Consider the following 24,715-nt stretch of genomic DNA (forward strand, 5'->3'; position numbering starts at 1 on the left):
GGACCCTCATGACAACCGCATTCCCGAAAGCCACCATCGTCGGATACCCGCGCATCGGCCGTCGCCGCGAGCTGAAGAAGGCTGTTGAAGCCTACTGGGCCGGCCGCACCTCGGCCGCTGAATTGGAAGCAACCGCAGCAGAGCTCCGCGCCGCAACCTATGCCCGGCTGGCCGACCTCGGCCTGGAGGCCGGCAACTATTCCATCCCGGCGTCCTTCTCCCTCTACGACCAGGTGCTGGACACAGCGGTCACCTTCGGTGCCGTGTCGGACCGCTTCAAGGACCTGTACGACGGCGACGGCTCTCTGGGCCTTGACGCCTACTTCACCCTCGCCCGCGGTGACAAGGAGCGGCAACCGCTCGAGATGACCAAGTGGTTCGACACCAACTACCACTACCTTGTGCCCGAGATCGGACCGGAAACAGCCTTCTCACTGGCGAACGACTGGATCCTGCGCGACGTTGCCGAAGCCGCTGCCGCTGGGTACACCGTGCGTCCCACTTTGATCGGTCCTGTGACCTTCCTGCTGCTCAGCAAGGCCGCCGACGAAGCACCCGCAGGATTCGACCCGTTGAGCCGTCTGGATGATCTGCTGCCGCTGTATGTGGAGCTCCTCGGCAAGCTCGCCGATGCCGGCGTTCAGTGGGTCCAGCTTGAGGAGCCGGCTCTGGTGGCCGATCAGGCGATTCCCGAGAGCGAGGTGGCCGCCGCCGTCGAGCGTGCCTACGCCGCGCTGTCCGCTGAGGCGACGAAGCGCCCGGCCATCCTGGTCACCAGCCAGTACGGCTCCCTTGGTTCCCTGTTGCCGGTCATCGGCAGTACCGGTATCGACGCTCTCCACATCGACGTCTTCAAGGGCGAAGTTCCGGATGCGGCCGATCTCGCGCAGCTCGGCGACACCACCCTGGTGGCAGGTGTCGTGGATGGACACAACATCTGGAAGGCCGACCTCGGCGCTGCCGCTGCGAAGCTCGCCGAGCTGGCGGCCTCCGTGCCGGCCCTCGCCGTGTCCACCTCAACCTCGCTGCAGCATGTACCGCACGACGTCGAGGACGAGCAGCAGCTCGATGGGCAGCTGCGCAGCTGGCTGGCCTTTGCCGACCAGAAGGTGACCGAAGTCGTCACGCTGGCACGCGCAATCGGCAACCCGGGCGCCATCGACGCCGAGATCCAGGCTGCGGCTGAAGTGCTCGCTTCCCGGGCGGGCGCCGCGGGCGTGAACCGTGCCGAGGTGCGGAACCGCGCAGCTGCCCTGTCGCCGTCGGACTTCTCCAGGGGACACTACGCGGCCCGCGTCGCCGCCCAGGAACAGGCACTGGACCTGCCGGCCCTGCCCACCACCACCATCGGGTCCTTCCCACAGACCGCCGAAGTGCGCTCGGCCCGTGCCCGGGCCAACAAGGGTGACCTGTCACCCGAGCAGTACGAACAGCTCATGAAGGACGAGATCAAGCGCGTCATCGACCTGCAGGAAGAGCTGGGCTTCGATGTTCTGGTGCACGGCGAGCCCGAACGCAATGACATGGTGCAGTACTTTGCGGAGAACCTCGACGGTTTCGAGGTCACGGTGCACGGCTGGGTTCAGTCGTACGGCTCCCGCTGCACGCGTCCGTCCATCCTTTGGGGTGATGTCAGCCGTCCGGCTCCCATCACCGTGCCGTGGGCTGAGTTCGCCCAGACCCTGACTGACAAGCCGGTCAAGGGGATGCTGACCGGACCGGTAACCATCCTCGCGTGGTCCTTCGTCCGCGACGACCTGCCGCTCGGCGACACAGCCAACCAGGTGGCGCTCGCTCTGCGCGACGAGGTATCCGATCTCGAAGCCGCAGGGATCAAGGTGATCCAGGTGGACGAGCCCGCGTTGCGCGAGCTTTTGCCCCTGCGCAGGGCAGACCAGGCCGAATACCTTGAGTGGTCGGTCAACTCCTTCAAGCTGTCGACGGCGTCCGCCGCTCCACAGACGCAGATCCACACCCACCTGTGCTACTCGGAGTTCGGCGCCATCATCGATGCCATCGACGGCCTCGACGCCGACGTGACTTCGATCGAGGCTGCCCGCTCACGCATGGAGGTTGTACACGACCTTGAAGGCCACGGCTTCAAGCGCGGCGTTGGCCCCGGCGTCTACGACATCCATTCGCCCCGCGTGCCTGGCGAGCAGGAAGTCGCCGAGCTGCTGGAGAAGGCTGTACAGCATGTGCCTGCGCGCCAGCTCTGGGTCAACCCGGACTGCGGCCTGAAGACCCGAGGCTACGCCGAGACTGAGGAGTCGCTGCGGAATCTCGTCAACGCGACGGTATCCGTCCGTTCACAGCTGGAGGCGGCGGTTTCGTAGTAACCCTCGAGACAGCTGAAGCGCGGGCCGGGTTTCCGGTCCGCGCTTTTGCGTTCCTGGGAGGCTAGGCCGGGCGGCTGCTCTTCCGGGGCACGATCTGCCGGTCCTTGAGCACATCCGCGAGCTGGTCCATGAACAGACGCACCTGCGTGGTCTGCTTTCCGGCAATCTGCAGGGCGAAGATGCTGCGGGCGAGGCGGATCTCGGGAACATCCAGCGCGACAATGCCTTCGGGTGCACGGAGCATGGCCAGTTCAGGTACGAGCGCTGCGCCCATGCCGGAGGCTGCCATGGCCAAGCTGGCGTTGAAGTCGTCACAGTAGGCGGCGACATGCGGGTGGAGGTTGCAGCTGGCGAACAACCGTTCGATAACCGTTGCGTCCGAGGTGCCGGGGTGGTGCATGATCCACGGCATATCGGCCAACTGTCCAGCCGAGACGGTGGAACCTTCGCCTATTCCCCAGGCCGCCGGCAGCACGACACGGAAATTGTCGTCACCGATCCATTGCCGGCTCACCGAGGAGGGCCAGGCAAGGCCGCCCTGTCCAACCTGGAAGACCAGGGCTAGATCCAGTTCACCGCCGGTGCGCAGGCCATGGATGGTTTGCGCCGGCTCGCCGACGAAGACTTTGAGGTTGATTCCGAGCCGCTGCCACTGCGGCGTGCGCACAAGCCGGGGGAGAGCGAACGTTGCGAGGCTTGGAAAGATCCCCAGCCGCAGTTCCTGGGTCACTGCGGCGCCGGCTTTGGCGGTGGATGCCAGGAGAGTGTCGATGTCCGTCAGCACCTTGGCAGCATGGCGTGACATGACGACGGCGGCTTCCGTGGGAACAGCGGTGCGTGCGGATCGAGTGAAGAGAGTGACGCCGGTGTCCCGTTCCAGCGCCGACATCTGCTGGGACACTGCGGAGGCCGTGTAACCGAGCCGTGTGGCGGCGGACGCGAAGGATCCGTGCCGGATGACTTCAAGCAGGGTCCGCAGGTGAACGGGATTGACCACGTCGTCATCCTCTCACGCGTTTTCCCCTACGCAGCGACACGCCGAGAAAGCGCGACACGCTCGCCATTTTCCTGTGTGGACAGTGCTCCACAGCCTGTGGACCCAACTGCATGCAACCGCGCCGTTGAGCCGTTTTGACGGGCTGCTGCATGTGGATTCCCTGTGGACGAATCGACCGGCAAATGACATACTTGTAATACATCATCTTGGGGTCGGCGCCACTGCGTTGCACTAGATGTAGTATCTAGATATCGAAATACCTGCTGGCGAGGCAGTCTCCGCATCGACCGTTTGACGGTCCGAAGAGCGGCTTGAAGCCCACCAACATTGGCCGAATAACAGCACTTCACAAGGGGAGTCAGGGACATGACCGTCACGGTTTACACCAAGCCAGCATGCGTACAGTGCAACGCCACCTATCGGGCCCTGGACAAGAAGGGCATCGCCTACCAAAGCGTCGATATCTCTCAGGATCCCGCAGCGCTGGAGCGGGTCCGCTCGCTCGGTTACATGCAGGCGCCCGTCGTCATCACCGACCAGGATCACTGGTCAGGATTCCGCCCCGACAAGATCAACGAGCTCGCTCAGGGATCGGTTACTTCCGTAGCCTAGGCACGGCTTTCAGTCTTACCCACTCGCGAGGGCGGATGTAGTCACCATGACAACACCAACCATTAGTCGACCTGCTCGCGGACGGGCAGCGAGGGAACCCTTGGAAACTGACGCGTCGTTGATCTATTTTTCGTCGGCGTCGGACAATACCCATCGGTTCGTCAGTAAATTGCCCGTCCGTTCGGCGCGCATTCCGCTCCTCACTAAAGAAGACACACTGCACGCGCTCAGCCCGTTCGTGCTGGTTCTACCTACTTACGGGGGAGTCGGCGGCCAGGGCGCAGTGCCCAGGCAGGTCATCAAGTTTCTCAATGTCGAGAACAACCGCGTGCTGCTGCGCGGCGTCATCGGCGCCGGCAACACCAACTTCGGGGACACCTACTGCCTTGCTGCGGATATCGTGGCGGCAAAATGCGGTGTTCCCGTGCTGTATCGATTTGAACTTATGGGCACGTCTGAGGACGTTGACCGGGTAACCCAAGGATTGGAAGAGTTTTGGACATGACAGTCGCTGAACCAGAAGCACCCGCACTTCCCGAGCGTTTCAAGGGTTTGGGCTATCACGAGCTCAACGCGATGCTCAACCTGTACGGCCCGAACGGCGAGATCCAGTTCGAAGCTGACAGGGAAGCCGCGCACCAGTACTTCCTGCAGCACGTCAACAACAACACGGTCTTCTTCCACGACCTCGAGGAAAAGCTCGACTACCTGGTCAAGAACGAGTACTACGAGCGGGAAACGCTCGATCAGTACACCATGAACTTCATCCGTGACCTTTACAAGCGTGCCTACGCGAAGAAGTTCCGGTTCGAGACCTTCCTCGGCGCGTTCAAGTTCTACACCTCTTACACGCTGAAGACTTTTGACGGCAAGCGGTACCTCGAGCGCTACGAGGACCGCGTTTGCATGGTTGCCATGCACCTGGCCCGGGGCAACGAGGAACTCGCCACCCGCATGGTGGACGAGATCATCGAGGGCCGTTTCCAGCCGGCAACACCCACCTTCCTCAACGCAGGCAAGAAGCAGCGCGGCGAGCTCGTCTCCTGCTTCCTGCTCCGCATCGAAGACAACATGGAGTCCATCGGGCGCTCCATCAATTCGGCGCTACAGTTGTCCAAGCGGGGTGGCGGTGTCGCTTTCGCACTGACGAACATCCGCGAGGTCGGCGCCCCGATCAAGCAGATCGAGAACCAGTCTTCCGGCGTCATCCCCGTGATGAAGCTCCTCGAAGACAGCTTCTCCTACGCCAACCAGCTCGGCGCGCGTCAGGGTGCCGGCGCCGTCTATCTGCACGCGCACCACCCGGACATCAACCGGTTCCTCGACACCAAGCGTGAGAACGCTGACGAGAAGATCCGCATCAAGACGCTCTCGCTCGGCGTCGTTGTCCCGGACATCACCTTTGAGCTCGCGAAGAAGGACGAGGACATGTACCTGTTCTCGCCCTACGACGTCGAGCGCGTTTACGGCATGCCGTTCTCCGATGTCTCCGTCACCGAGAAGTACTACGAGATGGTCGACGACTCACGGATCAAGAAGACCAAGATCAAGGCCCGCGAGTTCTTCCAGACGCTCGCGGAGATCCAGTTCGAGTCCGGCTACCCGTACATCATGTTCGAGGACACCGTGAATCGGGCCAACCCGATCGACGGCAAGATCATCATGTCCAACCTGTGCTCCGAGATCCTGCAGGTTTCACAGCCCACCACGTACAACGAGGACCTCTCCTACGCCGAGACCGGCAAGGACATTTCCTGCAACCTGGGCTCGCTGAACATCGCCAAGACCATGGACTCGCCCGACTTCGGCAGCACCATCGAGACCGCAATCCGTGCCCTCTCGGCTGTGTCGGACATGTCCCACATCTCCTCGGTCCCGTCTATCGCCAAGGGCAACGACGCGTCCCACGCCATCGGACTCGGCCAGATGAACCTGCACGGCTACCTTGCCCGCGAGCGGGTCCACTACGGCTCCGAAGAGGGTCTGGACTTCACGAACATCTACTTCTACACAGTGGTGTACCACGCGGTCCGTGCCTCCAACCTGCTGGCGATCGAGACCGGTCAAACCTTCGGCGGCTTCGAGAAGTCGAAGTACGCGTCGGGGGAGTACTTCGACAAGTACACCGAGCAGGAATGGGTTCCGCAGACCGCCCGCGTGAAGGAATTGTTCGCCAACGTGCACATCCCCACCCAGGAGGACTGGCGGGCGCTCAAGGCCTCGGTCATGGAGCACGGGATCTACAACCAGAACCTGCAGGCCGTACCGCCGACCGGATCGATCAGCTACATCAACAACTCGACCTCCTCCATTCACCCGGTGGCAGCGAAGATCGAGATCCGCAAGGAAGGCAAGCTGGGACGCGTGTACTACCCGGCGCCCTACCTGACGAACGACAACCTCGAGTACTACCAGGACGCGTACGAGATCGGCTACGAGAAGGTCATCGACACCTACGCCGCTGCCACGCAGCACGTGGACCAGGGGCTTTCGCTGACGCTGTTCTTCAAGGACACCGCCACCACGCGTGACATCAACCGTGCCCAGATCTACGCCTGGCGCAAGGGCATCAAGACGCTGTACTACATCCGTCTCCGTCAGCTCGCGCTGGAGGGCACGGAGGTTGAGGGCTGCGTCAGTTGCATGCTGTAACGCTGAAGTAAGCCAACGACGACGCCGGCGGGCAGGCGGGGAGAAACCGGCTCGCCGTCGTCGTACATTTATAAGAGGAATTTCACCGCCCTGAGGGGCAGTTCGATTGAATGGGACAAGGGGTCACAATGACCGAGAAGGTTAAGTTGCTGTCGCACGTTGAGGCGATCAACTGGAACCGTATCCAGGACGACAAGGATGTCGAGGTCTGGAACCGTCTGGTCAATAACTTCTGGCTGCCTGAAAAGGTGCCGCTGTCCAACGACGTCCAGTCGTGGAACACGCTGACGCATGATGAGCAGCAGCTCACCATGCGGGTGTTCACCGGCCTGACGCTACTGGATACGATCCAGGGCACTGTTGGCGCCGTCTCGCTGATCCCGGACGCGATCACCCCCCACGAAGAAGCCGTGTACACAAACATCGCGTTCATGGAGTCGGTGCACGCCAAGAGTTACTCCTCGATCTTTTCCACGCTGGCTTCCACCAAGGAAATTGACGAGGCCTTCCGTTGGTCGACGGAGAACGTTAACCTTCAGAAGAAGGCCAGTATCGTCATGGACTACTACCAGGGCGACGATCCTCTGAAGCGCAAGGTGGCCTCCACACTGCTGGAGAGCTTCCTGTTCTACTCCGGCTTTTACCTGCCGATGTACTGGTCCTCGCGCGCCAAGCTGACCAACACCGCTGACCTGATCCGACTGATCATCCGCGACGAAGCCGTTCACGGGTACTACATCGGTTACAAATTCCAGAAGGGTTTGGAGAAGGTTTCCGAGGAGAAGCGCCAGGAGATCAAGGACTACACCTTCGAACTGCTGTTCGAGCTGTACGAAAACGAAGTTCAGTACACGCATGACCTGTACGACGGCGTTGGCCTGGCGGAGGACGTCAAGAAGTTCCTGCACTACAACGCCAACAAGGCGCTCATGAACCTGGGCTACGAGGCAATGTTCCCGTCGTCGGTCACGGACGTGAACCCTGCGATCCTGTCGGCCCTGTCACCAAACGCGGACGAGAACCACGACTTCTTCTCGGGGTCGGGTTCCTCGTACGTCATCGGCAAGGCCGTCAACACCGAAGACGAGGACTGGGACTTCTAGACGTTCGTGAGATCGGAAGCTAGTTGGCGATTCGATGACTAGTTGGCAACTCAAGTGCCTGGAATGTCAGCCTCAAGGTGAGTGCAGGCCTAGGTGTAAGAAGCGACGATGTGAGTACTGATGCTACTCGGTAGCCGTCGGATGAGGACCGGACCGCCATGGCGCCGACTACGAGATCATCACCAGGCTGCGGGAATCCTGACCTGACGGCAGCCACCGAGATCAGTTGCTCGGGCTGCGGCGTTCCTCGGCGTAGTAGGCGCGCATGCCGTGCTTCACGCCGAACCGGACGACGACGTACAGCAGCAGCGCGCTGATCAGCGCCGGTACCAGGCCGTAGACGAGCAGCAGCAGTGGTGAAGGTTCGAGCATCATGGTTCCCCCCAGGAGTTGAGTTGTCCTGCCAGCCTAGCCGGAGGGCTCAGTAGTCATGGTGGCGTGGGAGGTCACTGCTCACCATCAGCGGTTACCGTGTCGCCATGCCGGTGGACAACCTTCCACGTGCCGCCTTCTCGTCGATAGATTTGCGAGACCCTGAGGACGTAACTGCGAGGTTCACCGTCGACGGAGGCTGATGTATGTTCAAGTCCCGCTGTGTATGCCATGTCGCCGGCGACGTCGTAGGCGAGCAGCTCGAATCTGTACGAGGTGCAGTCGGAGAACTGCTGGGCTAGGTCGGTGAACAGTTCATCGAGCTCCTGCCGTCCGAAGGCGTTGCGCCATGCGCCTAGGACGCTCACGGGTTCACTGCGCGACCAGAGTGCCTTCCTCGGGCCGGCGTCACCATTGTGAATAGCTAGTTCGGCTTCGAACAGCTCAGTCCGCACCCAGTTCAGGAAGCCAGCACAATCGCTCATGCCATCAGTATGAACCCAAACGTGATCTCAGTAGTCCTGCCCGCCTTAGCTGCGGCGGACGTTTATGACCAGAGCCTGCTCGATCCCGAGGATGGCGGTCTTCAGCTCGGCGGAACGCTCTCGCCGGCCCTGACCGTGGTGGATTCCTGCAAAGCGTCGTAGATGAAGCCTCGGACCGGGGTCGTCAGGGTGGAGCGTACGACGTAGCCGAACTTGGCAAGGTCAAGCGAGGCCGCTTCGAACTCTTCGCCGCTGTCGAGGCCGACAAACAGCTTGACTCGTTGATTGATCTGGAAGGGTCCTTGTGGGCCCCATAGGTAGCTTCTACACTGTCTGTTGTTGCTCAGCCGTTGGTCCCGGACGGCCCGTCAAGGACGTTTCTAGCCTCCTGCGCGGTCTCAGCTCGGGGTGTCAGTCACGCTCCACTTTGGAATGCTTTCTGATTTAGGCCTAGGAGCCAAAAATGCACACTCTGCCCAGTTTCAGGCGATCTGGTGTCGCCCTCGCCTCGGTTGCCGCCCTCCTTATGGGCGGTCTTGCACCCGGTGCAGCAAATGCTCATACAGGCGGCACGGAGACGCGCGCCGCCCATGACCTCGTCAAGACCCTCAAGAAGTCTACAAAGGACCTGAGGAAGGTTGAGGACGCGATGAAGGCCGGGTACCTACCGGAAGGCCCTTGCGTGGAGGTCCCAGGCCTCGGCGCCATGGGCGTCCACTACGTGAATGGCGCCCTGGTCGACGGCGTCATCGATCCAAAAGCTCCGGAGGTCCTGGTGTTTATGCCGGACGACAGGGGCAGGCTCGATCTTGTCGCAGTCGAATTCCTGACCGTTGGTCTAACTCAGGCACCATCGGTGGCCGGAATTCCGTTCGAAGAGGGGCCTTTCCCGGGCAACCATTCGCTACATGCATGGATTTACGAGAAGAACCCGAGCGGGACCTTCGCGGCCTTCAACCCGAACCTCAGCTGCCCGTGACTGAGCCACGAGCCTGAATTGGAGGGTGACCCGCTGCTGTGCGATTTCATCGTCCAGCAGTGAGAATGTACCCAGGAGATGCCGGGACGCCGGCTAGCACTTCCTGAAAGGTGGGGCCCGGTTTCCCCGGCCGCGGTCCCACCGTCTTTCTCGAAGGAAACAGCAAGCCACACATCAGACGCTGGTTGCGGGAGCAGCCGTACGACGACTCGGCGAGAGCGCCTACCGGGGGACGCTTTCGCCCCTAGGACCGGCCCCGCCCGGCTCTTCGCGTAACAATGCTGCCAGCTGCCTGAGCCGACTCGCCGCGTAGTAGTCTTCGAGCAATTCCTACGACCATACGGGGGCTCAATGGCTAGAATTTTCAGCGCAGCGGTTGCAATATTTGCCGCCAGCTCCGTACTCACCGGCTGCGCATCAAGCCAGGAGGCCACGGAAGCGCCCTCTGCTGCCAGACCTGAGGTGAGTGCGGCGCCCACGGAGCCGATCACCATCGAACCGGTCGACGACGCTGAATGGCAGTCGATCTATGACATGGATGATTTCAACGAGATCCGAGGTTCCGCTGGGCTGGTGTACTCGCCGCAGGAAGCGATCGTACTCCTAAACGGTCATCACGAGTGCGGGCAGACCGTTGATGGCATCTCGATTGTTCGGGACGTGATTACGCTCGAAGTCTCCCCGAACGCCCCTCAAGCCCAAAGCCGCGGCGACAATGCGTCGTTGGCTGCTTTCCCTGCTCAGGTGCCCGACGAGCCGTCCTGCGGCAGCGAGCCGATCGAGCCCTCGTTCTACAAGCTGACCGTGAAAGACCCGCTATTCATTCCCGGTCAGAGCTACCCGGTCACCGTGCGTGCCGACGGCGAGAACAATATGAGCCAGCTGATCTGGCAGGACCCGAAAGAGTAGCGGCCAGGCTTTCAGGGCGTCCTAGCTGCGTGCCTATACCTTGCCGACCGGTTCGATCAGGTGCTGGTTGGTCTCCTTACCTCCGAGGGGTGGGCGCCGGTGAGACACTTCCAACATGGACGTATTTATGGTTTGGCATGTCCGTCATGCAAAGTTCTTGGATGGTTCCCCGACGGAACACTTCGGTGAGGACGGCGAGCTGACTTGGGATGAACAGGACGGCGACAGCCTGAAACTCTTGGGTGTCTACGCCACAAGAGCCGAGACCGAAGGCCGCATCGAAAGAGCGCGCCAGCAACCAGGCTTTAAGGACGAACCTGATTGCTTCATGATCGACACTTTGACGCTAGGTGAGGACAAGTGGACGGATGGATTCGTGACTATCCCGTATGAATAGTCCCTTGCCCATGATCACCCGCGTAGCCCCCCGACTTTAAGAGAAGTCAGTCAACTAGCGGCTGGCAGGGCTGCGCCGCAGCTGGAAAATCATGAACAACCTGATTGGGACCGGTTGGAATGGCTACACCATAGCCGGGTTCTGATTCCCTCGAAGAACCAGGAGCGAGCGCTTCCAACCCAGCTGAAGCCGTGCCGACAGAGGCTACGCTCGCCCTGACCGGTGCGGTCAGGGTGCCTACCGACAGGTAAGTTCAAGCTTCCCTCAAGTAAGTCTCACGTCTCGACTAAACCCGTTGACGGCTCGAGTGTCAGAGCCGGATGCTGTTATCAACTGCATCTCAGCAGGATCAACTTTGGGGCGGCGGATATGGGAACGATCAAGTGCAAGACCTGTCCTGGAACGTGGACAGTTTCAACACCGAAGACCGAGAAAGTCATCGCAGAAAACCACAGCTACCTGAACCCCGGTCACCGGGTGGTCACCTCATGGGACAAATCGGACCAGGACATGAGGAAATCCTAAAGACTCGCGGGCCGGAGGGCGAGGACTGACAATCGTACGGAGGAACTTGTCCGCCGTTCGAGGATTCTACGGGTGTGGCCCAGGCGTCATGTGCGCAGCAGCTTCGGTAACAATCACCGAAGTTATGGATCGAGGCCCGTTCCCCACTCACAATGAAACGCAGCGGGACCTGGTCTGGACGGAGATCACTCCCGCGAGGCGGGGACCGTTCTCCCCCTTCGAGTCCCCGCCGCCTCCCTCCTTCAGTCCAAGAAGTGATCAAGCCACAAGGGACTCCTCCGCTGGGCTGTTGACGTTGAGCGGCCTTCCGACGCATGAACGGACGTTGTAGTGTGACGGCGTGATCATCCCCGATATTCACCAGAACGCCGTCGCGGTTGCGGACCACTATGACGAGCTCGACCCGATCTATCGTCGGGTGTGGGGTGAGCATGTCCATCACGGACTATGGGCGACGGGTCGAGAAACGCCCGTCGAGGCTGTCGAAGCGTTGGTCGACACGGTGGGCGATCGGTTGCGGCTCTCGCCCGGAGATGAGTGCGTCGATATCGGATGCGGCTACGGCTCCACCGCGAGGCAGCTCGCCGTGAGGCGGGGAGTGCGCGTTACCGGTTTCACCCTTTCCGCCGAGCAGGCCGCCTACGCCGCTGCGCATCCAGCACCCCACGTGGACATCCAGCTCTGTGACTGGCTTGGCAACGGGCTGCCCGACGCGTCGGCTAATGCCGCGTGGGCAATCGAGTCGAGCGAGCACATGGTCGACAAGCCCGGATTCTTCGCCGAGGCGCATCGCGTGCTAATGCCGGGCAGCCGCTTCGTCGTCTGTGCGTGGCTCGCCGAGACTGATGCCAGCAATTGGAAGGTGCGCCACCTGCTGGGGCCGATCTGCCGTGAAGGCCGGCTGCCGTCGATGGGCACGCGCGAGGAGTACGAGGCGATGGCGAAAGCCGCAGGGTTTGAGATTGTCAGCTATGAGGACGTCAGCCGCCGCGTCGAGCGGACGTGGACGATCTGCGCCCGTCGAATTGCGAAGGTCTTCCTTGTCGATCGGCAGATCCGCCGCCTCGCCCTTGGCACACGCAGCAGCATCTTCGTTCTGAGCGTCCCGCGCCTGATCCTGGCCTACCGCACCGGTGCGATGCGGTATGGGATATTCACGCTGTCAAAGCCTGGCGATAACACAGGACCACATGAGTCTTGATCACTCACCTGAACGAGACGGATCCCTTAGAACAATGGCCAGGGCACGGCCGACATGTTCCCTCTCGGGGCGGGAAACCGCCCTGCTGAGCGTAAGCGGGCGCAGCGCGCGTCGAGCGCAGCGATTTCGTCCGCGGTGAGCAGGTCCGTTAGCTCCCGGCCCAGCTCACCGTTCAAGGCTCCGCTGATGCGATCCACGCCGTCGAGCTCGTCGCTGGTCAGTTCCTCGCCCAGCCATCCCCACAGCACGGTGCGCAACTTGTGGTCAGTGTGGAAGGTCAGCCCATGGTCCACGCCGTACCGGTGCCCATCCGCGCTGGCAAGAATGTGGTCGCCTTTGCGGTCTGCGTTGTTAACGACGACGTCGAAGACCGCCATGCGTCGCAACGGCGACGTGTCCTCGTGGACGAGGGCTACCACCCGTCCACTTTCGTCCTGACCCTCAAGGACCTGCTTCCAGCCGGACTCGGGGACGTCTTCTGCGGCGATGAGGTCGACCGCACTCTGGTCAGGATCCGTCTCCTGCCAGAGCTGCACCATGCCCTCCCCGAAAGGACCATCGCGCAGCCACGTACGAGGAACGACGTTCCAGGTGAAGGCTTCCGACACCAGATAGGCGGCCATCTCCCGGTGCGCCAGGCACCCTTCAGGGAAGTCCCACAGCGGTTTCTCGCCAGCGATCGGCTTGTATACGACCGTCGTTTCGCCGATGCTGCCGAGGAAAGTGGCGTTGGACGCCGTCGTAATGCGGCCGGTGAGCGTCAGCTCGGCTGTCACCAGGTCGAGCGGCGACATCAGGCCTCGGGAATGGTGCAGGTGTGTCCGTCGGCGTCGATGGGCTGACCGCAGAGCACGCAGATCGGACGCCCGGCGCCCACGATCTCCCGGGTGCGCTTCGCGAAGGCGCGGGCGGTGCCGACCGGCATGCTGACCCGCAGCACTTCGGACGCATCGGCGTCCTCGTCGAGGACCGCCTCGTCCTCAGCGTCTACGTCCGCGAGCGGGTAAGCCTCGATGACGATCTGCGCCGTCGTAGGGTCCCATCCCAGACTCATGACGCCCGTGCGGAACTGCTCCTCGACCGTCTCCAGTTGGTCGTTGTCGACGAGTTCGATGGGTGTGCCCGTGGGAACACTGAACGGGTTGCCCTCGATGGTGATGAGTTGGTCGAGAATTTCGTCAATCTTCTCGGCCAGTTGCGCGGACTGCTGCTTTTCCAGCGCGATACTCACGAGCTGCTTACCCGCACGTACCTGCAGATAGAAAGTGCGCTGCCCCGGAACGCCGACGGTGCCGATGACGACGCGGTCAGGCCAGGCGAACTCGTGAACAGTTGTAGGCATGGGATCATTTTAGGCTCATCCGGGCGGCGGCGCCGTGTGTCCTGCGCCACCCCCCACCGGCGCGTCGTCGGAAGTGCCGGTATTCGCGAGCCATGAGAGGTCTCCGGCGTCAGTGTTGGTCGCATGGACGGTCGGGCGGCTGGAGCTGTAGCGCACGATTGACACAGAGGCCGGACCAACAGCGATGCGCTGGAACAGGTCGAGGTGCATGCCGAGCGCGTCGGCGAGGACTGATTTGATGATGTCCCCGTGACTCACCGCGACCCAGACCGCGCCCGGTCCGTGCTCAGCCTCGAATGCTGCATCGTGACGGCGAATCGCCGCCACGGACCGAGCCTGCATGGCGGCCATGGACTCGCCGCCGGGGAAGGTGACGGCGGACGGTTGCGACTGTACAACGGACCACAAGTTTTCGGTTGCGAGATCGGTGAGCGTACGGCCTTGCCACTGGCCGTAATCGCACTCGGTGATATCGGGATCAAGCGGCGCGTGGGGAGAGCCAGTCTGGCGATCGATGATGAACCGAGCGGTCTGCCGGCACCGTTCGAGGGGGCTCGACACCACTCCGACGGCCGGCACAGCAGCGAGTCGGTCAGCTGTCAAGGCCGCTTGGTCGCGGCCGACCTGATCCAGACTGACGCCGTCGGCCCGGCCGGCCAGCAGCCCGGAAGCATTAGCTGTGGTGCGGCCGTGCCGCACGAGAAGAACTGTCGCCATTGACCCAGCGTAACCATTGAACCAAAAGGTCCCTTGCCTTCTTCAATCATGCCGAAGGGCGGCCGGTTGCTTATCGGGCGCCCGGCCCTGAGGAGGGTTGCCTCGACTTGCTACCGTGAACGTTATGCCCATCAGACTCGAGAATGTCGGCATCGCGGTCCGCGACCTCGAAGCGACGATCGCATTTTTCACGGATCTTGGACTCACCGTCCTGGGACGTGAAACGATCAGCGGAGAGTGGGCCGACACTGCAGTCGGGCTCGACGGCAACCATGCCAAAATCGCCATGCTCCAGACTCCCGATGGCAACGGTCGGCTGGAACTCTTCGAATACATCCACCCTGACGCGATCCAGACGGAACCCACGCAACCCAATGAGATCGGCATGCACCGCGTGGCGTTTTCGGTCGACGACATCGAGGAGGCCCTGGAGGTTGCCGCAAGTCACGGCTGCCACCCCCTGCGCGGTGTCGCGACATACGAAGACTCCTACAAACTCAGCTATGTCCGCGGCCCCAGCGGTATCATCGTCATGCTCGCCGAGGAGCTGAACAAGCGCTGACTGCCGGTGTCAGGAACGCTTGCACAGCGCTCGATACACCAAGTGTCTCGCGGATTAGTTCTGCAGAAGCGTCTTCGCCGCGGCCTCGGCTGCCATCTGCTCCTCACTCATGATCGCGCCACGAAGGTGCCCGCCTGCCGAGATCATCGCCCGGAGCTCCGCCACCGTGTAGGCGTCCGGCTTGCGGCGGTGGGCCATGTGATGACAGTTCGGGCAGAGTGGAATCAGGTCGGCAGTCGGGTCAAGCTCATAGCCTCTTCCGAGCTGGGAGACGGGCACCGTGTGGTGAACGTGCACGCACGAGGACCCCGGGGCTCCGTACGTCTGCTCGAAGTCAAAACCGCATGCCGCGCATCGTGACCCGTGATGGGCAAGCGCCACACGCCTGGCGTCCGCGTTGCGTTCGTATCGAATCACAGCGATCCGCGTCAAAGCGTCCTCCGGACAGGTACCGGGCGGCGGTTCCAGGGTGTCGCCGTCGTGGTCGCCGATGACATGTTCGGTCCACGCCGCTCTCACTTCCGCCTCTGAACCGGTCGGAAGGCGCTGGACGGAGGCGTTCAGCGACTCCCATTCCACTGCGGGCACTCGAGCAGCGAGCTCTGCAGTACGCAGCTGGTCGCCCTCGGGAAGCAGGAGATCGAACTCCACCTGAATGTAGCTTCCGGTTCCGGTATCGAAGGTGTGGGAATGAGCCCGGAAGGGCTTGCTGACCGTCACCCCGTGGCCGATGAGACCGCGCTGGTTCGGCCCGCCCCCTTGGACGAACAGCCATGCTTCAGTGCCTATCGGCTGAACTTCAGTACAGTCGTTGGGCCACCTCCCCAGGTGTCTCCCAACCTCATGGGTCTCACTCACCGCACGCGCGTACGTCCCGTCCCAGCTCCATCGTTCGGGGTTCCAGCCCAGGATCACCGCAGCCATACCCATCAGTGTCCCATCAGAGTGTCGCATCAGGAGGAACGGAGTGGCTGACAGTGCGGGCACCACCAGGTCCGGCGTCGCTCCGGATCTCCCGGGACTTCGGGCCTGACCAGGATCGCCGTGCCGCATCGCAAGCACGGCTTTCCGGCCCGGCCCGCCACCCAGTGCTGTTGTCCTTTGCGGGTGTTGCCCGTGGTGACCTGGAGGGCTCCGGGCTGAGTGGCGGAGAAGCGCAGGCATCGTGCCCCCAGCGTGACCAGCGCGGGAACATCCACCTGGCTCATGGCGGTGTCAGGGTGAATCCCGCGCAGAAAACAGAGCTCATTGGCCCACAGATTGCCGAATCCAGCGATGTTGCGCTGATCGAGGAGGGCAGCAGCCACCCGCCGGTCGAGGTCCTGATCTAGTCGCCTGACTGCTTCCTGTGCCGACCAGTCGCTTCTGAGCGGATCGGGACCAAGGTGCCCAACGACGTCGTTCTCTGCGTTTGTTGGAAGGAGGTCGACGACGGGTAGCTTCAGCCCGTACGCGGTGGGACCGCCGTCGACTTCCAGGATTACCCGGGCGTCCGAAAGCACTGCGTGCGGGAGCTTCCTGCCCGGCGACGTGACGGTCCACGACCCCTCCATCCGGAGGTGCGTGTGGAGGGTGAGTCCGCTGTCGAATCGTGTCAGCAGATGCTTTCCGTGCGTCTCATGCTCGATCACCCGCATGCCGTCCAAAGCATCCGTAGCGTGAGCAGGGACGCGGAGGTCTCCCCGCTTCAGCTTGCGGCCGTCCAAGGACTTCCTGAGGCGAATCGCCAGCCGGAAGACAGTGTCACCCTCCGGCATGCTGCCTCCCTGATCGCTTGCAATCTCGCTGGACCTGTCGCCGCATCCTTGCACGCGCCGTTTGTCGCAGCAGAGCCGACCGTCTCCTCGATAGTAGATTGAACCAAAGGCCCGCGCCCGGAGACCTTCACTCCCATGTTGGCGCGGACCGGGTACACAATGGAGTTCCGAAGGACCGTCATCGGACCCGTACGCTCGCCCAGACAGGATCGACGCATGAATTCCGAAGTTCCAATGTCAACGACCATCGCTACCTCGCCGGTCTTCGGCGTAGCCTCCACTGCCGTGATCGGGGCACTCCAGCTCGTCGACATCTCCAGGCTTGGCGAGTCGCAGCGGCGCGCCTTCCACGTCGCATCAGCTGTGTTCGCCGGTGCCTACGTCGCCCTGACCATCGGCGGTACCCGGAAGCGAAGAGTACTTCTGAGAAGTGCTGCCGGTCTGGCGACATCGGGCCTCGCTCTGCGGTTCGCCGACGCAAGCGACGCATTCGATAGCCGCCTTGAGCAGAAGCTGCGCGAAGCAGGCGCTCGGAACCCCCGCCGCTGGATGGCGGTCGGGGCGGCGGTGCTCACGTTCGCCGGCTATCTGAGTGATCGCGCAGCCGCCAAGCAACCCTTCTTCGAAGCCCTTCCACTTGATCAACTGGAGCACGTGCGCCCGGTCGATCCTGCGGTGTCTCGCCTGGTCGAAGGCATGCTGGGCGCCGGGAACTTGGCGGGAGCGCCGGAGCTGCTGGCACAACTTCGCGCTGCCAAGGAAGTCTCGTGGGGGGAGGCACTCTATCCCACAACGCATTTCAGGGTGCCCGAAGACCTGCCACGCGCAGTGCCTCACGATCAGGTGTTCCCTGTCCGCGCACAGTTCTCCGGATCCAAAGGGGAGACACTCCATGTCCTCCTGCACGTCTTCGAGGGCAAGATCGATCAGCTGACCATCGAGGCTGTGGACGCGGACGGAAACGGGCCCTTCGACGGAACCTTCACCGGCTGGCCGGACCCGGCAAAAGTAACGTACGTGGTGGACCGCGCTGATGGAACGTCAGCCCCCATTACCGCCTGAGCCCTCAGCCAGATTGCGGGCACGACGGGTTATCTCCCGAATGTGATCAAATAGCAGTCCGGCACCGCGCATATCGAAAGCAGAAGTCCGATGCCGGCGTCTATCCGGGAAATGGCATGAACGGAACGTCGGGCTTTCCGTCCTTGTCCTTGTCACCGTAGGCCCTCATGGCCAGTTCATTGGCCTTTTTCTCGCTTCCATGGATATGGACGTACCCTTCGCGGAAGTCCTTTTGCTGGGCTGACGCAGCGGCGGCCTGCTTACGCTCGAAAGCGTTGCCTTTCCGACGGAAGATGGACATGTCCCGCTCCTTTCCGGTCCCGTAGGATCGGCGCAGGGCAGACGGCCCATCGCCGACATACATCCAAAATACGCCCGCTGGAACTGGAAAGCGATAACGAAAAGATGGGGCGCGCGCGAGAGTGAAACCGGCGTAGAGGGAACATTTTTAGTCAGCACGCTGTTGATTCAGGGGTGAGCATCTCAACGGCGTCAACGATCACCCTCGACAACCATTTCGCCCGCCATCTGCCCGAAATGGGCATGCCCTGGCAGGCTGCCGAGCTTTCGGAACCACAGCTGCTTGTACTGAACGAGCAACTTGCTTCCGACCTGGGCCTGGATGCCGCCGTCCTTCGAAGCTCGGAGGGAATCGAGCTGCTGACCGGCAACCGGGTGCCGGCGGGCGCAACTCCTGTGGCGCAGGCCTATGCAGGTCACCAGTTCGGCGGATACAGTCCCCGCCTCGGGGACGGGCGAGCGTTGCTGCTTGGCGAGATCACCGGCCCGGACGGCAGCCTGCGGGACATCCACCTCAAAGGTTCGGGCCGCACCCCCTTTGCACGAGGCGGCGACGGGCTGGCCGCCGTCGGCCCAATGCTGCGCGAATACATCGTCAGCGAAGGCATGTCTGCGATGGGGATTCCCACCACCCGCTCACTCGCGGTCACAGCCACCGGCCGCCCGGTGCAGCGCGAAGAGCTCTTGCCCGGAGCTGTCCTGACCCGCGTTGCGGCGAGCCACCTGCGTGTCGGGACGTTCCAGTACGCGCGTGCAACCGGCGATCTCGAGTTGCTGCGACGTGTGGCGGACTACGCCATCGCACGCCATTTCCCGCACCTGGCGAAGGCTCCCCGCCCATATCCAGCCCTTCTCGAATCGGTCATCGAGGTGCAGGCGTCGCTGGTCGCGCAATGGATGCTGATTGGCTTTGTTCACGGAGTCATGAATACGGATAACATGACGATTTCGGGAGAGACAATTGACTACGGCCCATGTGCGTTCATGGACTCGTTCAACCCCTCCTCTGTCTACAGCTCCATCGACACCATGGGCCGCTACGCCTACGCGAACCAGCCGCTCGCGGCGCAATGGAACCTGACCCGCTTCGCTGAGACCCTCCTGCCGCTGCTTCACGAGAACCAGGACGACGCCGTCGCACTCGCCGAAGAAGCCCTGAACCGTTTCCCCGCCCGCTACAGCGAAGCCTGGTCGGCGGGTATGGGCCGCAAGCTGGGCCTGGCTGACGGCGTCGATGCTTCTGAGCTGGCGGGCAAGCTCCTGACGCTGCTGGAGGAAGACCGTGTCGACTACACGTCCTTCCTGCGCAGCCTCAGTTCAGCCGCGAGGGGCAACGCAGAGCCGGCCCGGGCGTTCTTCATGGACACGGCGAGGTTCGACAGCTGGCTGGGGGAGTGGCATGCGCTCAACCCGTCCGCGGAACAGATGGACAAGGTCAACCCGATCTACGTGCCGAGAAACCACCTCGTGGAAGAGGCGCTCGCTGCCGCTTCCGACGGCGACCTCGCTCCGCTTGAGACGCTCCTTGCGGCGGTCACGGCTCCCTTTGAGGAACGGTCCGGGTTCGAGCGCTACGCCCTGGGTGCACCGGATGACTTCGGTTCCTACCGGACGTTCTGCGGAACCTGACCCTGTCGCTGCCTAGGGGTTGTCGAGGTCGTTAGCGGCGAAGGTGTCGCAGGCTTCAATGTCTCCAGTTTCCAGCCCCTGCAGGAACCACGCCCGCCGCTGTTCGCTCGAGCCATGGGTCCAGGCCTCCGGGTTGACCTGACCGGTGGTCGACTCCTGGATCCGGTCATCTCCCACAGCGGACGCCGCCGACAGGGCGTCCTGCAGGTCGGTCCTGGTGAATTCCCGAAGGAAGGGAACGCCAGACTCGGGATCGGGAACGCTGGTTGCGTGTGCTGCCCACATGCCCGCGTAACAGTCAGCCTGCAGTTCCACCCGCACGGCGCCCGATTCCGCGCCGCGGGGATCTTGCTGGGAAGCGCTGAGCGCACCCGTCAGGTTCTGGATGTGGTGTCCGAACTCGTGCGCGATGACGTATTCCTGTGCCAGGGGTCCGGCTGACGCGCCGAAGCGGGTCACGAGGTCGTCGAAGAATGCAGTGTCGTAATAGGTTTGCTCGTCCGCCGGGCAGTAGAACGGTCCAACGGCGCTGCTCGCCGTGCCACATCCCGTGTCAGTCTGGCCGCTGAAAAGGACAACGCCCGGCGGCGTGTACCGAATCCCGTAAGGCTCCAGGTAGGGGGCCCAGAAGCTGTCGAGGCTCTCTGCCGTCCCCAGTATGCGGCAGTCCAGTTGCCTATTGGCATCCTCGCCGGTCTGGCAGGCGTTGATTGCAGGGTCAGAGTCCTCCGTGAAGCCGGAATCCGTTCCGCTGCTGCCGTCAAGGCCCAGCTGATCGACCACGCCGGGGCCGAAGAACAGAGACAGCAAAAGAATGAGGCCACCGCCCAGCCCACCGCCGACGGCGACGCCCCGGCCGCGCCCTCCGCGGCCTCGGCGATCACTTACCCGGGACGGATCAAACTGCGCATTGTCATTGAAGCTCATGCGAGAACTCTAAACTAGGAAGCCTGCTTCGTATTTGCGGGGGACGGGTGGAGTGCCCTCTTGGCCGCGCTGCATTGACATCTATCGATATAGTGGTGATCATCTATATCGACGCAGATCAATGTGGATCGGTCCGCCGCTGAGGCGCGAGGAAGGGACACGGATGACTGAACAGCAGGAACTGCCCATCGCCATCATTGGCGCGGGCCCGGTAGGACTGGCGGCAGCTGCTCACGTGCTCGAGCGGGGACTAACCCCGGTCGTCTTCGAGAAGGGCCCCACGGTGGGGACCTCAATCCGTCAGTGGGGCCATATCAGGCTGTTCTCGCCCTGGCAGTACAACATCGACGACGCCGCACGCCGCGCGCTTGAACCGACGGGCTGGACCGTTCCGCGTCCTACTGCGCTTCCCTTCGGAAGCGAGTTGGTGGAGTCCTATCTTGAACCGCTCGCAGCCCTGCCCGAGGTGGCTGGCGCTCTTCGCTTCGGATGTGAGGTTCTGGCGGTGACCCGGCATGGGCTGGACAAGACGAGGACCAAGGGCCGGGAAGTTACGCCGTTCCTCGTCCGGGTCAGTGGCCCCCACGGGCTCGAGGACCACCTCGTACGTGCTGTCATCGATGCGTCCGGCACCTGGACCCAACCGAATCCGCTGGGCCAGGCGGGTCTGCCCGCTCCCGGGGAGCGCGCAGCGCGGCAATACATCACAGCACCGCTCCCGGACATCACAGGAGCAGAGCGCGGGAGGGTCTCGGGAAAGCGGGTAATGGTTGTCGGGGCAGGGCACTCAGCGGCCAACACCCTCTTGAGTCTGGGCCAGGTTGCCAAAGCAGATCCGGGAACGCGCGTCCTGTGGGCGGTGCGCGGGGAAGGATCGGCGCAGCGCCTCTACGGCGGCGGTGACCTCGATGGGCTTCCCGCCCGCGGTGCGTTGGGAAGCCGCCTGCGCTCGCTGGTGGAAGACCGCGTGGTCGAACTGCTGACCCAGTTCACCATCACTTCACTCAAAACCGACGACGACGCCCTCACCGTCCGATCCGAAACTCCGGACGGCGAGCGCGAAGTGGAGGTCGACGTGCTCGTCCCTGCCACCGGCTTCCGCCCGGATCTGGACATGCTGCGTGAACTCCGCCTGGAATTGGATCCCGCGGTGGAGGCACCACGTGCATTGGGGCCATTGATCGATCCTGAGTTTCACTCCTGCGGCACTGTTCGGGCACATGGAGCCGAGGTCCTGGCGCACCCGGAAAAGGACTTCTATCTGGTCGGCATGAAGAGCTACGGCCGGGCACCAACTTTCCTCCTGGCCACGGGCTACGAACAGGTGCGGTCGGTGGTCGCCGCCATTGCAGGTGATCACCAGGCAGCTTCCGCAGTCCGTCTGGAGCTGCCGGAGACCGGCGTGTGCAGCACTGGCCTCGGCGGGACACTGAATGTACCCGTGGGCGAGCAACGCGTCACGGCTTCCGCCACGATTGGGTATTGTCGCTCCTGAGCCACCCCCTGCCGCGGGGACTCCGGTCATCACTCAAGGGAGCGTGTTCATCAGCACTATGGCAGATTCCTACTATCGCGCCGTCGGAGACGGGCAGTTCGAAGCGACCATCCACTCGCAGGGCGCCTGGAACGCACACGAACAGCACATGGCGCCGGCATCCGGGCTTCTCGCCCACTGCCTCGAACAATTCGAGCCGCGCCCTGAGCTGCAGATGGCGAGGATTTCGTACGAGATTCTCGGGCTCATCCCACTCGACACCGTGCAGGTGGCAACCCGGGTGGTGCGGCCCGGGCGTACCATCGAGCTCCTCGAAGCGGAGATGAACCACGGAGGACGTACTGCAATACGAGCCCGTGCCTGGCGCCTCGCGACCAGCGACACCTCGCTGGTGGCAGCCCTTGAGGATGAGCCAATGCCAGGTCCGGCCGAGGGCGAAGAGCACGATGCGGTGGCCGAGTGGCCGGGCGGGTACATCCAGTCCATCGATGTTCGCCGGCTCAAGGGTCACCGTTCCGGTCACGGCAAGGTGTGGCTGCGTACGCCCCACCCTCTCGTGGAGGGTCAGCCATCGTCGGACATGGCGCGGCTCATCGGACTCATCGACACAGCGAACGGCATAGCGACCCGGGTTCCTCCTGGACCGGGCAGTTGGGCCTTCCCGAATGTTGACCTTCAGGTACACCTGCACCGTCAACCAGTGGGTGAATGGCTCGGTCTGGACACCCGAGTGACGTTCGGCCGCGAAGGAGTCGGCCTGACCTCGTCGGTCCTTCACGACCTCGAAGGACCGTTCGGGCGCAGCGAACAGATCCTCACCCTGCGCAAGCTGCCCTGATCAGTTCTTGGAACCCGATGACTCAGTCATTGGAACCTAATGACTCATCGGAGGGAATGCGGTGCTCACCATCGTCGTTGGTTCTCTGTGTAACCGCGCTCACAGCGCAGCCGGCGCCGAGCCGTTCAAAAACAAGCGAGGACATCATGGCCAAGGCAATGTGGAACAACCAGGTGATTGCGGAGTCCGACTCCACAGAGATGGTCGAAGGCAACCACTACTTCCCGAAGGAAAGCGTGCGGCAGGAGTTCCTGCGGCCAAGCGACATGCACACCACCTGCCCCTGGAAAGGGGAGGCGAGCTACTACAGCCTCGAGGTAGACGGAGAGAGCAACCCGGACGCCGCCTGGACCTACCCGGAACCGAAGGACGCCGCCGCGAACATCAAGGACCACGTCGCGTTCTGGCGTGGAGTCACCGTCACCGACTGACTGGACCATCCCGACCGATCCAACCCGCAGTAGAACCGAACGACAGGAGTGTTGATGGAGTACAGGAATCTCGGCAGCAGCGGTACATCGGTGTCAGCGTACGCGCTGGGCACCATGACCTTCGGAGCGGAATCGGACGAGGCCGCGTCGCATGCCATCCTTGACGACTACGCGGACGCCGGCGGCAACTTCATTGACACCGCCGATGTCTACACCGCGGGCGCGTCAGAGGAGATCATCGGGCGGTGGCTCGCGAAAAGCTCGTCCGCTGCAGACATGATCCTGGCGACCAAGGGCAGGTTCCCGATGGGGAAGGGCCCCAACGATCTGGGGCTCTCCCGCAGGCACCTGCGCCTTGCGCTCGACGCGTCGCTGAAGCGGCTCAACGTCGACCATATCGACCTCTACCAGATGCACTCCTGGGACCCGCTCACTCCGCTTGAGGAGACGCTTGGGTTCCTGCACGACGCCGTGAGCGCAGGCAAGATCAGCTACTACGGCTTCTCGAACTACACCGGCTGGCAGCTCACCAAGGCCGTCGGAATCGCGAAGGCTCGTGGATGGGACCTGCCGGTCACCCTGCAGCCCCAGTACAGTCTGCTGGTTCGGGGGATTGAGGCGGAGATCGTGCCGGCAGCGGTCGACGCCGGTATGGGCCTCCTGCCCTGGTCGCCCCTGGGCGGGGGCTGGCTCACCGGGAAGTACAAGCGTGACACCGCACCCGAGGGCGCAACCCGGCTCGGAGAGAATCCCGAGCGCGGCATGGAAGCGTGGCAGAAGCGCAACGCGCAGGAGCGCACGTGGGCGATCATCGACGTCGTACTGGAAATCGCGGAAACGCGCGGTGTCAGCGCATCCCAGGTGGCCCTCGCGTGGGTCGCGCAGCAACCGGCCGTCACCTCGGTGATCCTCGGCGCGCGGACTACCGAACAGTTGGCGGACAACCTGGGAGCGGCGACCCTCACGCTCAGTGACGGGGAGATCGGCCGGTTGTCCGAGGTCAGCACACCGGAGCTCGCCGATTATCCGTACGGGACGCCCGGCGTGGAGCAGCGAAGCCGGAATATCGACGGCGGCCGCTAGG

General features: G+C 62.8%; 27 protein-coding genes. 17 read left to right on the forward strand and 10 right to left on the reverse strand.

What is annotated here, in order from left to right; translation table 11 throughout:
- Positions 1-8: 8 nt before the first annotated feature.
- Positions 9-2,336 (forward strand): 5-methyltetrahydropteroyltriglutamate--homocysteine S-methyltransferase, encoded by a 2,328-nt coding sequence (gene metE, locus M1D74_RS07565; protein WP_458117024.1) that lies wholly within the window; start codon positions 9-11, stop codon positions 2,334-2,336.
- A gap of 64 nt (positions 2,337-2,400) precedes the next feature.
- Here the strand turns inward: metE and M1D74_RS07570 are convergent, their stop codons facing one another.
- Positions 2,401-3,336 carry a LysR family transcriptional regulator gene (locus M1D74_RS07570; protein ID WP_458117025.1) on the reverse strand — a complete coding sequence of 312 codons (936 nt, stop codon included), beginning with the start codon at positions 3,334-3,336 and terminating at the stop codon, positions 2,401-2,403.
- A 366-nt stretch (positions 3,337-3,702) separates the two neighbouring features.
- On the opposite strand from M1D74_RS07570, the gene nrdH reads away from it, so the two are divergent.
- From nrdH to nrdF, 4 genes are all read left to right on the forward strand, one after another.
- The gene (gene nrdH, locus M1D74_RS07575) at positions 3,703-3,948 is read left to right on the forward strand and encodes a glutaredoxin-like protein NrdH (protein ID WP_458117026.1); all 246 of its coding nucleotides are present in this window, start codon (positions 3,703-3,705) and stop codon (positions 3,946-3,948) included.
- Positions 3,949-3,994: 46 nt separating this feature from the next.
- Positions 3,995-4,453 carry a class Ib ribonucleoside-diphosphate reductase assembly flavoprotein NrdI gene (gene nrdI / locus M1D74_RS07580; RefSeq protein WP_458117027.1) on the forward strand — a complete coding sequence of 153 codons (459 nt, stop codon included), beginning with the start codon at positions 3,995-3,997 and terminating at the stop codon, positions 4,451-4,453.
- Positions 4,450-6,600 carry a class 1b ribonucleoside-diphosphate reductase subunit alpha gene (nrdE, locus tag M1D74_RS07585; protein WP_458117028.1) on the forward strand — a complete coding sequence of 717 codons (2,151 nt, stop codon included), beginning with the start codon at positions 4,450-4,452 and terminating at the stop codon, positions 6,598-6,600. Before nrdI ends, nrdE begins: the two co-directional genes overlap by 4 nt.
- Positions 6,601-6,728: 128 nt before the next feature.
- Complete coding sequence (nrdF, locus tag M1D74_RS07590) at positions 6,729-7,703, forward strand: class 1b ribonucleoside-diphosphate reductase subunit beta (protein ID WP_458117029.1); 975 nt, start codon at positions 6,729-6,731, stop codon at positions 7,701-7,703.
- A 222-nt stretch (positions 7,704-7,925) separates the two neighbouring features.
- On the opposite strand, the gene M1D74_RS07595 is transcribed toward nrdF, so the two are convergent.
- Entirely contained in the window at positions 7,926-8,078 is a 153-nt protein-coding gene (locus M1D74_RS07595; protein WP_458117030.1) for a hypothetical protein, read from the reverse strand.
- 71 nt (positions 8,079-8,149) lie between these two features.
- Positions 8,150-8,560 carry a nuclear transport factor 2 family protein gene (locus M1D74_RS07600; protein ID WP_458117031.1) on the reverse strand — a complete coding sequence of 137 codons (411 nt, stop codon included), beginning with the start codon at positions 8,558-8,560 and terminating at the stop codon, positions 8,150-8,152.
- A 21-nt stretch (positions 8,561-8,581) separates the two neighbouring features.
- On the opposite strand from M1D74_RS07600, the gene M1D74_RS07605 reads away from it, so the two are divergent.
- The 5 genes from M1D74_RS07605 (at position 8,582) to M1D74_RS07625 (ending at position 12,571) form a co-directional block, all read left to right on the forward strand.
- Positions 8,582-8,722, forward strand: coding sequence for a hypothetical protein (locus M1D74_RS07605; protein WP_458117032.1), 141 nt, complete (start codon positions 8,582-8,584; stop codon positions 8,720-8,722).
- Positions 8,723-9,023: 301 nt separating this feature from the next.
- Positions 9,024-9,539, forward strand: coding sequence for a hypothetical protein (locus tag M1D74_RS07610; RefSeq protein ID WP_309071740.1), 516 nt, complete (start codon positions 9,024-9,026; stop codon positions 9,537-9,539).
- A gap of 351 nt (positions 9,540-9,890) precedes the next feature.
- Positions 9,891-10,448, forward strand: a complete 558-nt coding sequence (locus M1D74_RS07615) for a hypothetical protein (RefSeq protein ID WP_458117033.1) — start codon at positions 9,891-9,893, stop codon at positions 10,446-10,448.
- Positions 10,449-10,563: 115 nt separating this feature from the next.
- Positions 10,564-10,845 carry a hypothetical protein gene (locus tag M1D74_RS07620; protein WP_458117034.1) on the forward strand — a complete coding sequence of 94 codons (282 nt, stop codon included), beginning with the start codon at positions 10,564-10,566 and terminating at the stop codon, positions 10,843-10,845.
- Positions 10,846-11,710: 865 nt separating this feature from the next.
- Entirely contained in the window at positions 11,711-12,571 is an 861-nt protein-coding gene (locus tag M1D74_RS07625; protein WP_458117035.1) for a class I SAM-dependent methyltransferase, read from the forward strand.
- A 26-nt stretch (positions 12,572-12,597) separates the two neighbouring features.
- Here the strand turns inward: M1D74_RS07625 and M1D74_RS07630 are convergent, their stop codons facing one another.
- From M1D74_RS07630 to M1D74_RS07640, 3 genes are read right to left on the reverse strand one after another with little or no spacing between them, the layout of a single operon-like run.
- Positions 12,598-13,365, reverse strand: a complete 768-nt coding sequence (locus M1D74_RS07630) for an SCO1664 family protein (RefSeq protein ID WP_309071736.1) — start codon at positions 13,363-13,365, stop codon at positions 12,598-12,600.
- The gene (locus M1D74_RS07635; protein WP_309071735.1) at positions 13,365-13,913 is read right to left on the reverse strand and encodes a DUF3090 domain-containing protein; all 549 of its coding nucleotides are present in this window, start codon (positions 13,911-13,913) and stop codon (positions 13,365-13,367) included. Before M1D74_RS07635 ends, M1D74_RS07630 begins: the two co-directional genes overlap by 1 nt.
- Positions 13,914-13,928: 15 nt before the next feature.
- A complete protein-coding gene (locus M1D74_RS07640; RefSeq protein ID WP_309071734.1) occupies positions 13,929-14,630 on the reverse strand; it encodes a histidine phosphatase family protein in 702 nt (233 codons plus the stop codon).
- A gap of 124 nt (positions 14,631-14,754) precedes the next feature.
- On the opposite strand from M1D74_RS07640, the gene M1D74_RS07645 reads away from it, so the two are divergent.
- Complete coding sequence (locus M1D74_RS07645; protein ID WP_309071733.1) at positions 14,755-15,192, forward strand: VOC family protein; 438 nt, start codon at positions 14,755-14,757, stop codon at positions 15,190-15,192.
- A gap of 54 nt (positions 15,193-15,246) precedes the next feature.
- On the opposite strand, the gene M1D74_RS07650 is transcribed toward M1D74_RS07645, so the two are convergent.
- Together M1D74_RS07650 and M1D74_RS07655 are read right to left on the reverse strand one after the other, a co-directional pair.
- On the reverse strand, positions 15,247-16,116 hold the full coding sequence (locus M1D74_RS07650) for an HNH endonuclease (protein WP_458117036.1): 870 nt from the start codon (positions 16,114-16,116) through the stop codon (positions 15,247-15,249).
- Positions 16,117-16,145: 29 nt separating this feature from the next.
- Positions 16,146-16,949, reverse strand: a complete 804-nt coding sequence (locus M1D74_RS07655; protein ID WP_309071731.1) for a DNA-formamidopyrimidine glycosylase family protein — start codon at positions 16,947-16,949, stop codon at positions 16,146-16,148.
- Between the two features lie 216 nt (positions 16,950-17,165).
- Between M1D74_RS07655 and M1D74_RS07660 the strand changes: the two genes are divergently transcribed.
- Positions 17,166-18,011: a hypothetical protein gene (locus M1D74_RS07660; protein ID WP_458117037.1), complete on the forward strand. Its 846-nt coding sequence runs from the start codon at positions 17,166-17,168 to the stop codon at positions 18,009-18,011.
- A 100-nt stretch (positions 18,012-18,111) separates the two neighbouring features.
- Here M1D74_RS07660 and M1D74_RS07665 read toward each other — a convergent pair whose 3' ends face one another.
- Positions 18,112-18,312 carry a hypothetical protein gene (locus M1D74_RS07665; protein WP_309071729.1) on the reverse strand — a complete coding sequence of 67 codons (201 nt, stop codon included), beginning with the start codon at positions 18,310-18,312 and terminating at the stop codon, positions 18,112-18,114.
- A gap of 173 nt (positions 18,313-18,485) precedes the next feature.
- Here M1D74_RS07665 and M1D74_RS07670 point away from each other — a divergent pair, with 173 nt between their 5' ends.
- Positions 18,486-19,940: a protein adenylyltransferase SelO gene (locus M1D74_RS07670; RefSeq protein ID WP_458117038.1), complete on the forward strand. Its 1,455-nt coding sequence runs from the start codon at positions 18,486-18,488 to the stop codon at positions 19,938-19,940.
- Between the two features lie 12 nt (positions 19,941-19,952).
- Here the strand turns inward: M1D74_RS07670 and ypfJ are convergent, their stop codons facing one another.
- Complete coding sequence (gene ypfJ, locus M1D74_RS07675) at positions 19,953-20,867, reverse strand: KPN_02809 family neutral zinc metallopeptidase (RefSeq protein WP_458117039.1); 915 nt, start codon at positions 20,865-20,867, stop codon at positions 19,953-19,955.
- A 163-nt stretch (positions 20,868-21,030) separates the two neighbouring features.
- On the opposite strand from ypfJ, the gene M1D74_RS07680 reads away from it, so the two are divergent.
- The 4 genes from M1D74_RS07680 to M1D74_RS07695 all read left to right on the forward strand — a co-directional run bounded on the left by M1D74_RS07680 (position 21,031) and on the right by M1D74_RS07695 (position 24,714).
- Positions 21,031-22,362, forward strand: a complete 1,332-nt coding sequence (locus M1D74_RS07680; RefSeq protein ID WP_458117040.1) for an FAD-dependent oxidoreductase — start codon at positions 21,031-21,033, stop codon at positions 22,360-22,362.
- Between the two features lie 58 nt (positions 22,363-22,420).
- The gene (locus M1D74_RS07685; protein WP_309123660.1) at positions 22,421-23,200 is read left to right on the forward strand and encodes a thioesterase family protein; all 780 of its coding nucleotides are present in this window, start codon (positions 22,421-22,423) and stop codon (positions 23,198-23,200) included.
- Between the two features lie 146 nt (positions 23,201-23,346).
- The gene (locus M1D74_RS07690; protein ID WP_458117041.1) at positions 23,347-23,631 is read left to right on the forward strand and encodes a DUF427 domain-containing protein; all 285 of its coding nucleotides are present in this window, start codon (positions 23,347-23,349) and stop codon (positions 23,629-23,631) included.
- A gap of 54 nt (positions 23,632-23,685) precedes the next feature.
- Positions 23,686-24,714, forward strand: a complete 1,029-nt coding sequence (locus tag M1D74_RS07695) for an aldo/keto reductase (RefSeq protein ID WP_458117042.1) — start codon at positions 23,686-23,688, stop codon at positions 24,712-24,714.
- Position 24,715 lies beyond the last annotated feature (1 nt).

It is taken from the genome of Arthrobacter sp. D2-10, assembly GCF_054161285.1.

Excerpts from the sequence above, each read along its gene's own strand:
- M1D74_RS07655 (WP_309071731.1), bottom strand. The coding sequence starts at position 16,949 with ATGCCGGAGGGTGACACTGTCTTCCGGCTGGCGATTCGCCTCAGGAAG.
- M1D74_RS07640 (WP_309071734.1), bottom strand. The coding sequence starts at position 14,630 with ATGGCGACAGTTCTTCTCGTGCGGCACGGCCGCACCACAGCTAATGCT.
- M1D74_RS07690 (WP_458117041.1), top strand. The coding sequence starts at position 23,347 with ATGGCCAAGGCAATGTGGAACAACCAGGTGATTGCGGAGTCCGACTCC.
- M1D74_RS07620 (WP_458117034.1), top strand. The coding sequence starts at position 10,564 with ATGGACGTATTTATGGTTTGGCATGTCCGTCATGCAAAGTTCTTGGAT.
- M1D74_RS07630 (WP_309071736.1), bottom strand. The coding sequence starts at position 13,365 with ATGTCGCCGCTCGACCTGGTGACAGCCGAGCTGACGCTCACCGGCCGC.
- M1D74_RS07680 (WP_458117040.1), top strand. The coding sequence starts at position 21,031 with ATGACTGAACAGCAGGAACTGCCCATCGCCATCATTGGCGCGGGCCCG.
- M1D74_RS07615 (WP_458117033.1), top strand. The coding sequence starts at position 9,891 with ATGGCTAGAATTTTCAGCGCAGCGGTTGCAATATTTGCCGCCAGCTCC.
- nrdE (WP_458117028.1), top strand. The coding sequence starts at position 4,450 with ATGACAGTCGCTGAACCAGAAGCACCCGCACTTCCCGAGCGTTTCAAG.
- ypfJ (WP_458117039.1), bottom strand. The coding sequence starts at position 20,867 with ATGAGCTTCAATGACAATGCGCAGTTTGATCCGTCCCGGGTAAGTGAT.
- nrdI (WP_458117027.1), top strand. The coding sequence starts at position 3,995 with ATGACAACACCAACCATTAGTCGACCTGCTCGCGGACGGGCAGCGAGG.
- M1D74_RS07635 (WP_309071735.1), bottom strand. The coding sequence starts at position 13,913 with ATGCCTACAACTGTTCACGAGTTCGCCTGGCCTGACCGCGTCGTCATC.
- M1D74_RS07645 (WP_309071733.1), top strand. The coding sequence starts at position 14,755 with ATGCCCATCAGACTCGAGAATGTCGGCATCGCGGTCCGCGACCTCGAA.
- M1D74_RS07595 (WP_458117030.1), bottom strand. The coding sequence starts at position 8,078 with ATGATGCTCGAACCTTCACCACTGCTGCTGCTCGTCTACGGCCTGGTA.
- M1D74_RS07600 (WP_458117031.1), bottom strand. The coding sequence starts at position 8,560 with ATGAGCGATTGTGCTGGCTTCCTGAACTGGGTGCGGACTGAGCTGTTC.
- M1D74_RS07610 (WP_309071740.1), top strand. The coding sequence starts at position 9,024 with ATGCACACTCTGCCCAGTTTCAGGCGATCTGGTGTCGCCCTCGCCTCG.
- nrdH (WP_458117026.1), top strand. The coding sequence starts at position 3,703 with ATGACCGTCACGGTTTACACCAAGCCAGCATGCGTACAGTGCAACGCC.
- M1D74_RS07665 (WP_309071729.1), bottom strand. The coding sequence starts at position 18,312 with ATGTCCATCTTCCGTCGGAAAGGCAACGCTTTCGAGCGTAAGCAGGCC.
- M1D74_RS07695 (WP_458117042.1), top strand. The coding sequence starts at position 23,686 with ATGGAGTACAGGAATCTCGGCAGCAGCGGTACATCGGTGTCAGCGTAC.
- nrdF (WP_458117029.1), top strand. The coding sequence starts at position 6,729 with ATGACCGAGAAGGTTAAGTTGCTGTCGCACGTTGAGGCGATCAACTGG.
- metE (WP_458117024.1), top strand. The coding sequence starts at position 9 with ATGACAACCGCATTCCCGAAAGCCACCATCGTCGGATACCCGCGCATC.
- M1D74_RS07660 (WP_458117037.1), top strand. The coding sequence starts at position 17,166 with ATGAATTCCGAAGTTCCAATGTCAACGACCATCGCTACCTCGCCGGTC.
- M1D74_RS07650 (WP_458117036.1), bottom strand. The coding sequence starts at position 16,116 with ATGGCTGCGGTGATCCTGGGCTGGAACCCCGAACGATGGAGCTGGGAC.
- M1D74_RS07685 (WP_309123660.1), top strand. The coding sequence starts at position 22,421 with ATGGCAGATTCCTACTATCGCGCCGTCGGAGACGGGCAGTTCGAAGCG.